The sequence below is a fragment of the Kribbella sp. NPDC050470 genome, from assembly GCF_044458365.1.
Taxonomy (GTDB): domain Bacteria; phylum Actinomycetota; class Actinomycetes; order Propionibacteriales; family Kribbellaceae; genus Kribbella.
Map to the genome: position 1 here is coordinate 228,446 of NZ_JBITHV010000002.1, position 13,851 is coordinate 242,296.

Below are 13,851 nucleotides of genomic sequence, written 5' to 3' on the forward strand. Positions count from 1 at the left end.
CCGGCGCGGCTGTCCAGACCTGGGGCGTTCCAACCCCGCCCTTGTGACCAGATTGCATACCGCATACAGTCGTCTGAACACAGCTACGAGCCGGGAGGCTGACGTGGACCTGATGGAGTACCAAGCCAAGGAACTGTTCGCCCGGCACGGCGTCCCGGTGACGCTCGGCCGGGTGGTCGAGGACCCGGCGGACGCTGCCGCGGCCGCCGCGGAGCTCGGCGGCCGGGTGGTGGTGAAGGCGCAGGTGAAGACCGGCGGCCGCGGAAAGGCCGGCGGCGTGAAGCTGGCCGGCTCCCCCGACGAGGCCGTGGCCAGGGCCGGCGAGATCCTCGGCATGGACATCAAGGGCCACACCGTCCGCCGGGTGCTGCTCGCGCCGGCCGCAGACATCGCCGAGGAGTACTACTTCTCCTTCCTGGTCGACCGGGCCAACCGCGACTATCTCTGCATCGCCAGCACCGAGGGCGGTGTCGAGATCGAGGAGGTCGCGCACACCAAGCCGGACGCGATCGCCAAGGTCGCGATCGACCCGGCCGTCGGCGTGGACGAGGCCAAGGCCGCCGAAATCGTCGCGGCCGCAGGCTTCCCGGCCGGCGCGGGGGACGTCGTCCGGAAGCTCTGGGACGTGTTCATCACCGAGGACGCATCCCTGGTCGAGGTGAATCCGCTGGTCAAGCTGGCCGACGGATCGCTCGAAGCCCTCGACGGCAAGGTGACTCTCGACGAGAACGCGGCGTACCGGCACGCCGACCACGCGAACTTCGAGGACAAGGCGGCCGCGGACCCGCTGGAGGCCGCGGCCCAGGAGAAGGGCCTGAACTACGTCAAGCTGGACGGCTCGGTCGGCATCATCGGCAACGGCGCCGGCCTGGTCATGTCCACCCTCGACGTGGTCGCCTACGCCGGTGAGCCGTACGGCGTGAAACCCGCCAACTTCCTCGACATCGGGGGTGGCGCGTCGGCGGAGGTGATGGCGAACGGACTCGGCATCATCCTCGGCGACGCCCAGGTCCGCAGTGTGTTCGTGAACGTGTTCGGCGGCATCACCGCCTGCGACGCGGTGTCGAACGGGATCGTCCAGGCGCTCGCGCTGCTCGGCGACCAGGCCGACAAGCCGCTGGTGGTCCGGCTGGACGGCAACAACGTCGACGAGGGCCGCCGGATCCTTGCCCAGGCCAACCATCCGCTGGTGACCGTGGTGGACACGATGGACGGCGCCGCCGCCCGGGCCGCCGAACTGGCCGCCCCCGTTGCGGCCGCGCAGAACTGAGAGGCATGTGAGATGGCGATTTTCCTGACCGAGCAGAGCCGGGTCGTCGTGCAGGGCATGACCGGGTCCGAAGGACACAAGCACACCAGCCGGATGCTTGCCGCAGGCACCAACGTGGTCGGCGGCGTGACCCCGGGCAAGGGCGGCCAGTCGGTCGACTTCGCGAAGCGGTCGATCCCGGTCCACGGCTCCTGCGCCGACGCGGTGAAGTCGGCCGGCGCGGACGTGTCGGTGGTCTTCGTGCCGCCGAAGTTCACCAAGGGCGCCGTGATCGAGGCGGTCGACGCGGGTATCCCGCTGGTGGTGGTGATCACCGAAGGCGTGCCGGTGCACGACACCGCGGCCTTCTTCGCCCACGCGCAGGCGTCCGGCACCACGCGCATCATCGGGCCGAACTGCCCCGGCATCATCAGCCCCGGCCAGTCCAACGCGGGCATCATCCCCGCCGACATCGCCGGCCAGGGCCGGATCGGGCTGGTGTCGAAGTCGGGCACACTGACGTACCAGATGATGTACGAGCTGCGGGACTTCGGGTTCTCCACCGCGATCGGGATCGGCGGTGACCCGATCATCGGGACCACCCACATCGACGCGCTGCAGGCGTTCCAGGACGACCCGGACACCGACGCGATCGTCATGATCGGCGAGATCGGCGGCGACGCCGAGGAGCGGGCGGCGGCGTTCATCAAGGACAACGTGACCAAGCCGGTCGTCGGCTACGTGGCCGGCTTCACCGCCCCCGAGGGCAAGACCATGGGCCACGCCGGCGCCATCGTCTCCGGCTCCTCCGGCACCGCAGCCGCCAAGCAGGAAGCCCTCGAGGCAGTCGGCGTCAAGGTCGGCAAAACCCCCACCGAGACCGCTCAGCTCATGCGAGCCGTGATGGCCGTCGAGGAGGTCGCGGTATGACGGCTATCGGCTTCATCGGGCTTGGGATCATGGGGTCGCACATGGCGGCGAACCTGGTCCGGGCCGGACACACCGTGACGGGGTACGACGTCGTACCGTCGGCCGTGGATCGGTTGGCGCAGGCCGGTGGCAAGCCGGCCGCGGACATCGCCGGTGCGGTGAACGGCGCCGAGGTGGTCATCACGATGCTGCCGGACTCGCCACAGGTCGCCGAGGTCGTCCTGGGCCCGGGTGGCGTGCTGGCGGCGGTGCAACCCGGCGTACTGCTGATCGACATGAGCTCGATCGCGCCGGAGACCTCGCGCGAGGTCGCCGCAGCCGGGGCCGAGCGCGGCGTACGAGTGCTCGACGCGCCGGTGAGCGGCGGCGAGCAGGGCGCGATCATGGCGTCGCTGTCGATCATGGTCGGCGGCGACGCGGCGGACTTCGCGACCGCCAAGCCGATCTTCGAGGATCTCGGGCGGACCATCGTGCACGTCGGCGGCCACGGCGCCGGTCAGACCGTAAAGGCGGCGAACCAGCTCCTGGTCGCCGGCATCATCAGCCTGGTCAGCGAGGCGATCGTGCTGCTCGAGGCCTCCGGAGTGGACGGCGAACGCGGCCTCGAGGTGCTCGCCGGCGGTCTGGCCGGCAACCGGATCCTCGACCTCAAGGCCGGCACGATGCTGGCCCGTCAGTTCGAGCCCGGATTCCGGATCGACCTGCACCACAAGGACATGGGCATCGCCCTCGCCTCCGCCCGGTCGGCCGGCGTCGCTCTGCCCGTCACCGGCGTGGTCGCCCAACTCGTCGCCGCAGCCCGCGCCCAAGGCCACGGCTCGCTCGACCACTCCGCGTTGCTGAAGGTGGTCGAGCAGCTGTCAGCGCGATGACTTCCGCGGCGGCGCCGTACTGCTCCTGACTACCAGTTTGGTGGGTACGGCGACCGGGTCGTGGTGGTGTTCGCCGGCCTGGATCTCGCGGATGAGCGCGTCGACGCTGAGCCGGCCGACCTCGGCGAAGTTCTGCCGGATCGTGGTCAGCGGCGGCCAGAAGTGCGCCGCCTCCTCCATGTCGTCGAAGCCGATCACGCTGATGTCGTGCGGCACCACCCGGCCCCGCTCGTGCAGCGCCCGCAGCAACCCGAGCGCCATCTGGTCGTTCGCGGCGAACACGGCCGTGACGTCCGGATTCGCGGCCAGCTCGCGGCCGGCCTCGTACCCGGAGCCCGGTGTCCAGTCGCCGTCCAGGACCGGCGGGACCTCGCGACCGCGCTGCTTCAGCGTCAGCTCCCACGAGCGCCGGCGCCGGTCCGCGGCGAACGACGTCGGCGGGCCGCCGAGGTGCCACACGGTCTCGTGCCCGAGGTCCAGCAGGTGCTCGGTGGCCAGCCGGGCGCCCTGGGCCTGGTTCGTGTCCACGATCGGGTAGTCGTAGTGTGCGCTCGAGTCGACCACCACGACCGGCAGCCCCTCGGGCAGCAGTACGCCGGCCTCGTCCAGCGTGTGCGCCTCGATCAGGATGATCACACCGTCGACCGCCTGCTCCCCCAGCCGGCTGAACGCGTTCGTCACCGCGCTCTGGTTCACGTCGAGCACGGGCAGCAGGTTGATCGCGTAGCCGCTGATGGTGGCCGCCGCGGCGACCGCGTCCAGGGTCCGCGTCGTACCGAAGCTGTGCAGCTCGAAGACGATCACGCCGATACTGCGGAACTGCCCGTTGCGCAGCGCCCGGGCGGCGCTGTTCGGGCGGTAGCCGAGCTCGCGCATGGCGGCCTGGACCCGGTCCCGGGTGACCGCGTCGACGTTGTGCCGGTCGTTCGCGACCCGGGACACCGTCTGCCCGGACACGCCGGCCAGCCGGGCCACGTCGGCCATCGACGGACCGCGCCGCCGCCGGACCGCAGGCTCCTCCGCTGACATCGTCACCCCTCCTTGCTTGTGCCCGCAGTGTAGACATGTTGACGTAAACACGCTACCGTCTCGGCGATCGATGTTGACGTCAACATCGCGTGTCGGCGACAAGTCACGAAGGAGGCCGGCGGGCGCATGAGTCAGTCCGTAGCACTACGCCGGAGGCGTGGGAGGTTCGGTCAGGACGGGAAGGGATGGGTCTTCGTCGGCCCGTTCCTGGCCGTGTTCGCGCTGACCTTCCTGGCCCCGATCGGGTACGCGATCTACCTGAGCCTGTTCCGCGACCAGGCCTTCTTCGGCGGCACCGTGTTCGTCGGCCTGGACAACTACACCGAGGCGCTGCAGGACCCGAAGTTCTGGGAGGCGTTCGGCCGGGTCGCGGTGTTCCTGGTCGTCCAGGTGCCGGTGATGCTGGGGCTGGCGCTGCTGGCCGCGCTGGCCATCGACAGCGCCCGGCTGCACGGCGCGAGCTTCTTCCGGATCGTGATCTTCCTGCCGTACGCGGTGCCGGGCGTGGTCGCGGTGCTGATGTGGGGCTACATCTACGGCGACAACTTCGGCCTGGCCGCGAACCTGAACGACCTGTTCGGTACCACCGCGATCCAGCCGCTGAGCGGGAGCTGGATGCTGCCGTCGATCGCCAACATCGTCACCTGGGAGTTCGTCGGCTACAACATGCTGATCTTCTACTCGGCGCTGCGCACGGTCCCCGGTGAGCTGTACGAGGCGGCCGCGATCGACGGCGCCGGCACCTTCCGGACGATCCGGGCGGTGAAGCTGCCCGCGCTGCGCGGCGCGATCGTGATCGCGACCATCTTCTCGATCATCGGCAGCTTCCAGCTGTTCAACGAGCCGAACATCCTGCGGACCCTGGCGCCGAACGTGATCACCACGTACTACACGCCGAACATGTACGCCTACAACCTGTCCTTCGCCGGGCAGCAGTTCAACTACTCCGCCACCGTCGCGATCGTGATGGGCGTCATCACCGCGATCATCGCGTACGTCGTCCAGCTGCGCGGCTCCCGGGAGGCCCTCTGATGAGCACCTCGACCACCACCGTGGACGCTCCGCGGGCCGTGCGTACGGCGCCTCGCGCCAACAAGAAGGCCACGTCGCCGTTGCGGCCGCGGAAGTCGCCGCTGCTGACCGGTCTGATGGTCCTGTACCTGATCTACACGCTGGTCCCGCTGGCGTGGTTGCTGATCAGCTCGACCAAGACCCAGGCCGACCTGCTGTCGACGCCCGGGCTGTGGTTCGGCAAGAGCTTCGCTCTCTTCGACAACATCAAGGACACGCTGACCTACAACGACGGCATCTTCCTGCAGTGGCTCGGCAACACGCTGCTGTACGTCGTCGTCGGGGCCGGCGGCGCGACTCTGCTCGCGACGGCGGCCGGCTACGGCCTGGCGAAGTACAAGTTCGCCGGCCGCCGGGCCGTGTTCGCGGTGCTGCTCGGCGCGGTCGCCGTACCGGGGACGGCGCTCGCGGTGCCGACGTTCCTGATGTTCTCGAACCTCGGCCTGACCAACACTGTGTGGGCGATCATCATCCCGTCGCTGGTCAGCCCGTTCGGGCTGTACCTGATGTGGGTGTACTCGACCGAGGCGGTGCCGCCGGAGCTGCTCGAGGCGGCCCGGATCGACGGCGCCGGCGAGGTGCGGATCTTCTTCACCGTCGCGCTCCGGCTGCTGGCCCCGGGCATCGTCACCACCCTGCTGTTCGCGGTGGTGTCGACCTGGAACAACTACTTCCTCCCGCTGATCATGCTCAGCAAACCCAACCTCTACCCGCTCACGGTCGGGCTCACCCAGTGGAGCAACCAGGCGACCGGCGTGGGTGCCCGCCCCATCTACAACCTGGTGATCACCGGCTCGCTGCTGACCATCGTGCCCCTGGTGATCGCCTTCCTGCTCCTTCAGCGCTTCTGGCAGTCGGGCCTGAGCGCGGGCAGCGTCAAGTGAAAGGAACACCGATGAAGTCACATTGGCGTGGCCTCCGGCAACTGGTGGTTGCCGGAGCCGCTCTCACCGCCCTCGCGGTCGTGGCTGCGTGCGGCGGCGGGTCGGACACCTCCGGCAGCGGCAGCCAGACCACGGGCTCGCCCGACGCCGTCGACGCCGCGCTGAAGGCCGGCGGCACGATCACCTACTGGAGCTGGACGCCGTCGGCCGAGGCCCAGGTGAAGGCGTTCATGGCGCAGTACCCGAACGTGAAGGTGAACTACGTCAACGCCGGCACCGGCAACGACCACTACACCAAGCTGCAGAACGCGATCAAGGCCGGCTCGGGCGCCCCGGACGTGGCGCAGATCGAGTACCAGGCGCTGCCGCAGTTCGCGCTGCCCGGCTCGCTGGTCGACCTGAACCAGTACGGCTTCAACCAGTACGAGTCGGCCTACACCGCCTCGACCTGGGCCGCCGTGCACGCCGGCGGCGGGCTCTACGGCCTGCCGCAGGACTCCGGGCCGATGGCGCTGTTCTACAACAAGGAGGTCTTCGACAAGTACGGCATCGCCGTGCCGAAGACCTGGGACGAGTACGTCGCCGCCGCGAAGAAGCTGCACGCGGCCAACCCGAAGGCCTGGATCACCAACGACTCCGGTGACGCGGGCTTCACCACCAGCATGATCTGGCAGGCCGGTGGCCAGCCGTTCAAGACCGACGGCAAGAACATCACCATCAACCTGCAGGACGAGGGCTCCAAGAAGTGGACCTCGACCTGGAACCAGCTGGTCGAGGGTGGTCTGGTGTCGCAGATCCCCGGCTGGACCGACGAGTGGTTCAAGGCGCTCGGTGACGGCACCATCGCGACGCTGCCGACCGGCGCGTGGATGCCCGGTGTGATGGAGGCGTCGGTCAAGGCCGGCGCGGGCAAGTGGGCGGTCGCCCCGATGCCGACGTACGACGGCCAGCCGGCCACCGCGGAGAACGGCGGCAGCACCGAGTCCGTGCTGAAGCAGAGCGCCAACCCGGCGCTGGCGGCGGCGTTCGTGCGCTGGCTGAACCACGACGAGGGCGTCAAGCCTTTCCTCGCCAGCGGCGGCTTCCCGGCCACGACCAAGGATCTGAAGGACCCGGCGTTCGTGGACAAGACGAGCGCGTACTTCGGTGGCCAGCAGATCAACCAGGTGCTCACCGGCGCGGCCGACAACGTCGTGAAGGGCTGGAGCTACCTGCCGTACGAGCTGTACGCGAACAGCATCTACGGCGACACGGTCGGCAAGTCGTACCAGTCCAAGTCCGACCTGAACACCGGCCTGAAGGCCTGGCAGGACGCGCTGGTGGCCTACGGCAACCAGCAGGGCTTCCAGGTGAACGGCTAGCCGGTGTCCCAGTTCGCGATCGGTGAGTCCGACTTCCTCCTCGACGGCCGGCCGTTCCGGATCCTGTCCGGTGCGCTGCACTACTTCCGGGTGCACCCGGACAGCTGGGCCGACCGGATCGAGAAGGCCCGCCTGATGGGGCTCAACACCATCGAGACGTACGTGCCGTGGAACGCGCACAGCCCGGCTCCCGGCGTCTTCGACACCTCCGGGATGCTCGACCTCGAGCGGTTCCTGCGGGAGATCGCCGACGCCGGGCTGTACGCGATCGTCCGCCCCGGCCCGTACATCTGCGCGGAGTGGGACAACGGCGGGCTCCCTGCCTGGCTCTTCCGGGAGCCGGGCATGGGGGTCCGGCGGTACGAGCCGAAGTTCATGGCCGCGGTCGAGGAGTACCTGCGCAACGTGCTGCGGATCGTGCAGCCGCTCCAGGTCGACCGGGGCGGCCCGGTCCTGCTGGTCCAGGTCGAGAACGAGTACGGCGCTTTCGGCGACGACCCGACGTACCTGAAGTCGATCGCCGAGATCATCCGGAACGCCGGCACCACGGTGCCGCTGGTGACCGTCGACCAGCCGGTCGACGCGATGCTGGCGGCGGGCGGGCTGGACGGCGTGCTGCGGACCGGTTCGTTCGGGTCGCGGGCCGACGAGCGGCTCGCGACCCTGCGCAGGCACCAGCCGACCGGGCCGCTGATGTGCATGGAGTTCTGGGACGGCTGGTTCGATCACTGGGGTGGGCCGCACCACACGACCGGTGTCGACGAGGCCGCCGCCGAGCTGGACGCGCTGCTCGCGGCGGGCGCGTCTGTCAACATCTACATGCTCCACGGCGGCACGAACTTCGGGCTGACCAGTGGGGCGAACGACAAGGGCGTCTACCGGCCGACCATCACGTCGTACGACTACGACGCCCCGTTGGACGAGGCGGGGAACCCGACCGCGAAGTTCCACGCCTTCCGGGACGTCATCTCCCGGTACGCGCCCGTCCCCGACGTTGTCCCGGCGTCGGGGCCGGCCGCACCGGAGACATCCGCGGCGCTCGGCTCGCCGATCCGGCTGCTCGCCGACCCGTCGGTCTGGGGTACGGCGTCGCAGTACGACGTGATGCCGACGCTCGACGAGTTGGACGCCCAACTGGCGCTGTTCGCGACGTCCATCGACATCGATCAGCCGATGCTGCTCAGCGTCGACGAGGTGCGGGACCGGGCGTATGTATTCCTCGACGGGGCTCCGGTGGGCGTCCTGGATCGGGAACGGCACGATCGGGCTCTGATGTTGCCGGCCGGCCGCGGGCGGCTCGAGATCGTGGTCGAGGATCAGGGCCGGGTGAACTACGGGAAGCGGATCGGGGAGCCGAAGGGGCTGATCGGTCCTGTGCATCTGGGATCCACCGAGCTGACTGACTGGACGGCCCGCGTGATCGACCTGGACGCCGTACCGGGGCTTTGGGACTCCGTGGGCCAGACGCCGGATGCCCCCGGGGTTGGGCCTACGGCTTGGCGGGCGGGGTTCGAGGTCGCTGAGCCGGTCGACCACTTTCTCTCCACGGTTGCCTGGGGCAAGGGCATCGCGTGGGTCAACGGGTTCTGCCTCGGGCGGTACTGGCGGCGGGGGCCGCAGGAGACGCTGTACGTTCCGGGTCCGGTACTGCGGCCCGGGCGCAACGAACTCGTCGTACTCGAGCTCGACGTGATGGCCGAGCCCGTCGCGCACTTCGTGTCTGGTCTCTCGTTAGGGCCGACCGAATTGTAATCAGGTTGGAACTCCCTGATCACTGCTTCTTTCTTTGGTCTTTGGTTGGTACAGGTGGGTCCGACGTCGCTGTGGCCGGACCCACCTGGCTTCAGGAAGGCACGCCCACCTTCGTGGCGAGGAGATCCGCGACGGCGTGCACCGCGCGCAGCGTCGGCGCCTTGGTGCCGGTGAGGTCGGCCAGCTCGACGACCGCGGCGAGGATCACGTCGAGCTCGAGCGGCTTGTCCTTCTCCAGGTCCTGGAGCATCGACGTCTTGTGCTCGCCGACCCGCTCGGCGCCGTTGATCCGCTTGTCCACCGAGATCTCCGGATGGCAGCCGACCGCGGCCGCGATCTCCAGCGACTCCTCCATCATCAGCCGGACCATCGCCCGGGTGCCCTGGTGGGTGGCGATCTCGACCATCGTCGCCCGGGCCAGCGCGCTGATCGGGTTGAACGCCGCGTTGCCGAGCAACTTGATCCAGATGTCCTTGCGGACGTCCTCCTCGACCGGGCACTTCAGTCCGCCGGCGATCATCGCCGTGCTGAACGCCTCGCACCGCGGCGACAGCCCGCCCGCGGGTTCGCCGATGGAGAACCGGGTGCCTTCCAGGTGGCGTACGACGCCGGGCGCCTCGAGCTCGGTCGAGCAGTACACGACGCAGCCCACGGCGCGGTCGAGCCGGATGACCTCGGTCACCGCGCCACCGGGGTCGACCGACTCGATCCGGCGGCCTTCGTACGGGCCCTTGAGGCCGTGGAAGTACCACCACGGGATGCCGTTCTGCGCGGCGACGACGACGGTCTCGTCGTGCAGGAGCGGCTCGAGCAGCGGGCCGGCGGTGGCGTAGGAGTTCGCCTTCAGGCCGAGGAAGACGTAGTCGACCGGGCCGACCTCGGCCGGGTCGTCGGTGGCCGGCGTCCGGGCCTCGAAGTCGCCGCGCGGGCTGAGCACCCGCACGCCGTCGGACCGGATCGCCGCCAGGTTGGCGCCGCGGGCGATCAGGTGGACCTCGGTCCCGCCGCGGTGCAGGGCCGCGCCGACGTAGGCGCCGATCGCCCCGGCGCCGAGAACAGCAACCTTCATCAGTCCCTCCTCAGACCGGACAGCGTCGGCACCGGGTTCGTCACGCCGGCGAGCTCCTCGAACTCCACCACGTTGTCGATCTCGGTGCCCATGGCAACGTTCGTGACACGTTCCAAAATCACCTCGACGACGACCGGGATCTGGAACTCGAGCAGCAGCTTCTTCGCCTCGTCGAGGGCAGGCAGGATGCCGTCGGGTTCGAGCACCCGCAGCGCCTTGCAGCCGAGGCCTTCGGCGACCTTCACGTGGTCGACGCCGTACCCCTCGACCTCGGGGCTGTTGAGGTTGTCGAAGGCGAGCTGGACGCAGTAGTCCATGTCCAGGTTGCGCTGCGCCTGCCGGATCAGGCCGAGGTAGGAGTTGTTCACTACGACGTGGATGTAGGGGATGTTGAACTGCGCGCCGACCGCGAGCTCCTCGATCAGGAACTGGAAGTCGTAGTCACCCGACAGCGCGACGACGGTCGCGTCCGGGTCCGCCACCGCGACGCCCAGGGCGGCCGGGCCGGTCCAGCCGAGCGGTCCGGCCTGGCCGGCGTTGATCCAGTGCCGCGGGCGGTAGACGTGCAGCATCTGGGCGGCCTGGATTTGCGACAATCCGATGGTCGACACGTACCGGGTCTCGGGTCCGAAGGCATTGTTCATCTCCTGGTAGACCCGCTGCGGTTTCACCGGCACGTTGTCGAAGTCCGTACGGCGGAGCAGCGTCTTCTTGCGGTCGCGGCAGGCGGCCGCCCACTCCGAGCGATCGGGGAGCGGCACCTGCTGCCGGGCGACGTGGAGCAGCGTCTCCAGCGCGGCCTTGGCGTCCGAGACGATGCCCAGATCCGGTGCGAAGAACCGGCCGATCTGGGTCGGCTCGACGTCGATGTGGACGAACTTCCGGTCCTTCGTGTACGTCGGGATCGAGCCGGTGTGCCGGTTCGCCCAGCGGTTGCCGATGCCGATCACCAGGTCGGAGGCGAGCAGGGTCTCGTTGCCGTACCGGTGGGAGGTCTGCAGCCCGACCATGCCGGCCATCAGCCGGTGGTCGTCCGGGATGGTCCCCCAGCCCATCAGGGTCGGGACGACCGGGACGCCGGTCAGCTCGGCGAACTCGACCAGGAGGTCGGCCGCGTCCGCATTGATGATCCCGCCGCCGGCGACGATCAGCGGGCGTTCGGCCTCTGCGAGCAGCCTGAGGACCGACTCGGCCTGCGCGACGGTGGCGCGCGGAGTCGCGATCGGGAGCGGCGCGTAGAGGTCGGGATCGAAGTCGATCTCGGCAAGCTGGACGTCCAGCGGCAGGTCGATCAGGACCGGGCCGGGACGCCCCTCGCGCATCAGCTTGAACGCCTTCTGGAAGGTGCCCGGCACCTGGGCCGGCTCCAGCACGGTGACCGCCCACTTGGCCACCGGCCTGGCGATGTCGGCGATGTTGATCGCCTGGAAGTCCTCCTTGTGCAGCTTGGCCACCGGGGCCTGGCCGGTGATGCACAGGATCGGGATCGAGTCGGCGCTCGCGGAGTACAGCCCGGTGATCATGTCGGTGCCGGCCGGTCCCGACGTACCGACGCAGACGCCGATGTTGCCGGGGGCGGCCCGGGTGTAGCCCTCGGCCATGTGGGAGGCGCCCTCGACGTGCCGGGCGAGCACGTGCTGGAGCTCGCCCTGGGCGCGGACGGCGGCGTAGAACGGGTTGATGGCCGCGCCGGGCAGGCCGAACAGGTGGGAGATGCCTTCACGGCGAAGGATCTCCACCGCGGCGCGGGCGGCGGTCATTCGGGGCATGCCAGCTGCCTTTCAGTCGGAGGGTGAGATCCAGTCGAAGCTCTCGGCCGTCATACTGGACGGCTTGTACTCCAGCCCGATCCAGCCGGCGTACCCGGCGGCCCGGAGCTCGCCGAGATGCTGGTCGACCGGGATCTTCCCGGTGCCGGGTTCGTTCCGGCCGGGCGCGTCGGCGAGTTGGACGTGCGCGATCCGGTTCGCGTACGTCGAGATCGCCGCCGTCACGTCGTCCCCGTTGACGGTCAGGTGGTAGAGGTCGGCGAGCAGGCCGATCGCGGTGACGCCGGACTCGGCCTGGACACGGTCGATCACCTCGACCGCGTCGGCCGCCGTACGGAGGGGGTAGCGGTCGGCGCCGCTGACCGGCTCGACCAGTACGACGCCGCCGAACGAGCCGGCCGCGGTCGCGGCGAGGGCGAGGTTCTCGGCGGCCAGGTCGTCCTGGGCCTCCGGGCGGACGCCGTCGACGCGGTTGCCGTAGAGCGCGTTGAAGGCACGGCAGCCGAGGCGTTCGCCGATGCCGAGAGTGACCGGGATGTTGTCCCGGAACTCCAGTGATCGCTGCGGCCAGGAGACCAGGCCGCGGTCGCCGCCGGGCATGTCGCCGGCCGCGAAGTTCAGGCCGACGAGCTGAACCCCGGCGTCGGTGACGGCGCGTTCGAACGCGTCCACCTCCGCGTCGCCGGGCAGAGGGGTGTCGAACGGCCACCAGAACTCGACCGCCTCGAACCCGGCCTGCCGGGCGGCCGCCGGTCTGTCGAGCAACGGGAGTTCGGTGAACAGGATCGAGCAGTTGACCGCGAAATGGGCAGAGTCCATGGTCCCACCTTCCGGAGGGGCTCGGTATACGGGATACAGTAGGCGGGAGCCTGAATGCGGTCAAGATCACACCCCCGGCAAGCGCTCGCCCGTTTCCCGTCGGGGACGCGACGGATGGCCGGGGGTCTGCTAGGGTTGCCTGCGGTTGCAGTTTTGCAGTTCCACGTTCGTGTTTCAGCGCCCGCGGATTTGTGATCCGCAGGGCGTTTTCTCATCTCAGGCCTGGTCTGTTGTGGGAGGGCTCAAACGGCAACCCGAGAACCGGCACCGGGCCGGGGCTCGTACCGGCCCTAACGCGAGGAGCAGAACATGGCCAGCGGAACAGTGAAGTGGTTCAACGGTGAAAAGGGCTTCGGCTTCATCACCCAGGACGAGGGCGGCGCCGACGTGTTCGTCCACTACTCGGCCATCCAGACGAGCGGCTTCCGTTCGCTCGAGGAGAACCAGAAGGTGGAGTACGAGGTAGCCCAGGGCCCGAAGGGCCTGCAGGCGGAGAACGTCCGCCCGCTCTGAGCTGAGCAGCACAGCAGGCCCAGTCGCATCGCGGCTGGGCCTGCTGTCATGTTGTCCAGAGGTACTCGCCGTCGTCGACCTGATCCGTGCGCGTGAGACCGGCGGCAGCGGTGACGGCCGCTGAGGCGGCGTGATCGGGGTGGACGTGGGCGACGATCCGCTCGACGCCGTGGGCACCCAGCCAGTCGACCAGGCCCCGGGCGGCCTCCTTGGCGTAGCCACGGCCCTGCCAAGCGGTCCCGATGACCCAGGCGATCTCCGCCGTACGGCCGGTGACTGTCGCCTGCACGTAGCCGACGAGCTGGGAGTCGTACTGGACTACCCAGTTGAGCCAGTACTCGTTCTCGCGGCCCGGTCCGGCCAACTGACGGCGGTAGCGGTTCTCCAGGGCCTCCACGGTCGGCGGCTCGCCGCCGGTGAACGTGTAGAGGTCCGGGTCGGAGAGCACCTCCGCCATCTCCCCGGCGTACTCCACCTGCAGCGGCAGCATGACCAGCCGGGCGGTGTGGAAGCTGGTGGCTATCACCACTCCA

General features: G+C 69.3%; 13 protein-coding genes. 8 read left to right on the forward strand and 5 right to left on the reverse strand.

The features are described from left to right. Positions 1 to 103: 103 nt before the first annotated feature. The 3 genes from sucC to ACIBGM_RS05680 are packed head-to-tail and all read left to right on the forward strand — an operon-like array spanning position 104 to position 3,051. The gene (gene sucC / locus ACIBGM_RS05670) at positions 104 to 1,270 is read left to right on the forward strand and encodes an ADP-forming succinate--CoA ligase subunit beta (RefSeq protein ID WP_396384603.1); all 1,167 of its coding nucleotides are present in this window, start codon (positions 104 to 106) and stop codon (positions 1,268 to 1,270) included. Between the two features lie 12 nt (positions 1,271 to 1,282). Next, positions 1,283 to 2,179, forward strand: coding sequence for a succinate--CoA ligase subunit alpha (sucD, locus tag ACIBGM_RS05675; RefSeq protein WP_396384604.1), 897 nt, complete (start codon positions 1,283 to 1,285; stop codon positions 2,177 to 2,179). Then, positions 2,176 to 3,051: a 2-hydroxy-3-oxopropionate reductase gene (locus ACIBGM_RS05680; protein WP_396384605.1), complete on the forward strand. Its 876-nt coding sequence runs from the start codon at positions 2,176 to 2,178 to the stop codon at positions 3,049 to 3,051. The genes sucD and ACIBGM_RS05680 overlap by 4 nt, the downstream gene beginning before the upstream one ends. Here ACIBGM_RS05680 and ACIBGM_RS05685 read toward each other — a convergent pair. Beyond that, entirely contained in the window at positions 3,040 to 4,080 is a 1,041-nt protein-coding gene (locus tag ACIBGM_RS05685; protein WP_396384606.1) for a LacI family DNA-binding transcriptional regulator, read from the reverse strand. The two genes, ACIBGM_RS05680 and ACIBGM_RS05685, sit on opposite strands and share 12 nt — an antisense overlap. 126 nt (positions 4,081 to 4,206) lie before the next feature. Between ACIBGM_RS05685 and ACIBGM_RS05690 the strand changes: the two genes are divergently transcribed. From ACIBGM_RS05690 to ACIBGM_RS05705, 4 genes are read left to right on the forward strand one after another with little or no spacing between them, the layout of a single operon-like run. After that, positions 4,207 to 5,112 carry a sugar ABC transporter permease gene (locus ACIBGM_RS05690; RefSeq protein WP_360526510.1) on the forward strand — a complete coding sequence of 302 codons (906 nt, stop codon included), beginning with the start codon at positions 4,207 to 4,209 and terminating at the stop codon, positions 5,110 to 5,112. Beyond that, a complete protein-coding gene (locus ACIBGM_RS05695; protein WP_360526513.1) occupies positions 5,112 to 6,035 on the forward strand; it encodes a carbohydrate ABC transporter permease in 924 nt (307 codons plus the stop codon). The genes ACIBGM_RS05690 and ACIBGM_RS05695 overlap by 1 nt, the downstream gene beginning before the upstream one ends. An 11-nt stretch (positions 6,036 to 6,046) precedes the next feature. Further along, a complete protein-coding gene (locus tag ACIBGM_RS05700) occupies positions 6,047 to 7,396 on the forward strand; it encodes an ABC transporter substrate-binding protein (protein ID WP_396384607.1) in 1,350 nt (449 codons plus the stop codon). Positions 7,397 to 7,399: 3 nt separating this feature from the next. Beyond that, a complete protein-coding gene (locus tag ACIBGM_RS05705; protein WP_396384608.1) occupies positions 7,400 to 9,148 on the forward strand; it encodes a beta-galactosidase family protein in 1,749 nt (582 codons plus the stop codon). 91 nt (positions 9,149 to 9,239) lie between these two features. On the opposite strand, the gene ACIBGM_RS05710 is transcribed toward ACIBGM_RS05705, so the two are convergent. Genes ACIBGM_RS05710 through ACIBGM_RS05720 form a run of 3 tightly spaced genes read right to left on the reverse strand, consistent with a single transcriptional unit; the run spans position 9,240 to position 12,805 of the window. After that, positions 9,240 to 10,217 (reverse strand): 2-dehydropantoate 2-reductase, encoded by a 978-nt coding sequence (locus tag ACIBGM_RS05710; RefSeq protein ID WP_360526522.1) that lies wholly within the window; start codon positions 10,215 to 10,217, stop codon positions 9,240 to 9,242. Continuing rightward, complete coding sequence (gene gcl, locus ACIBGM_RS05715; RefSeq protein WP_396384609.1) at positions 10,217 to 11,986, reverse strand: glyoxylate carboligase; 1,770 nt, start codon at positions 11,984 to 11,986, stop codon at positions 10,217 to 10,219. Before gcl ends, ACIBGM_RS05710 begins: the two co-directional genes overlap by 1 nt. A 12-nt stretch (positions 11,987 to 11,998) precedes the next feature. After that, positions 11,999 to 12,805 (reverse strand): hydroxypyruvate isomerase family protein, encoded by an 807-nt coding sequence (locus tag ACIBGM_RS05720; RefSeq protein WP_396384610.1) that lies wholly within the window; start codon positions 12,803 to 12,805, stop codon positions 11,999 to 12,001. 309 nt (positions 12,806 to 13,114) lie between these two features. Here ACIBGM_RS05720 and ACIBGM_RS05725 point away from each other — a divergent pair, with 309 nt between their 5' ends. Then, the gene (locus ACIBGM_RS05725; RefSeq protein ID WP_360526531.1) at positions 13,115 to 13,318 is read left to right on the forward strand and encodes a cold-shock protein; all 204 of its coding nucleotides are present in this window, start codon (positions 13,115 to 13,117) and stop codon (positions 13,316 to 13,318) included. Between the two features lie 46 nt (positions 13,319 to 13,364). Here the strand turns inward: ACIBGM_RS05725 and ACIBGM_RS05730 are convergent, their stop codons facing one another. Then, positions 13,365 to 13,844 carry a GNAT family N-acetyltransferase gene (locus ACIBGM_RS05730; RefSeq protein WP_396384611.1) on the reverse strand — a complete coding sequence of 160 codons (480 nt, stop codon included), beginning with the start codon at positions 13,842 to 13,844 and terminating at the stop codon, positions 13,365 to 13,367. Between the last annotated feature and the right edge of the window lie 7 nt (positions 13,845 to 13,851).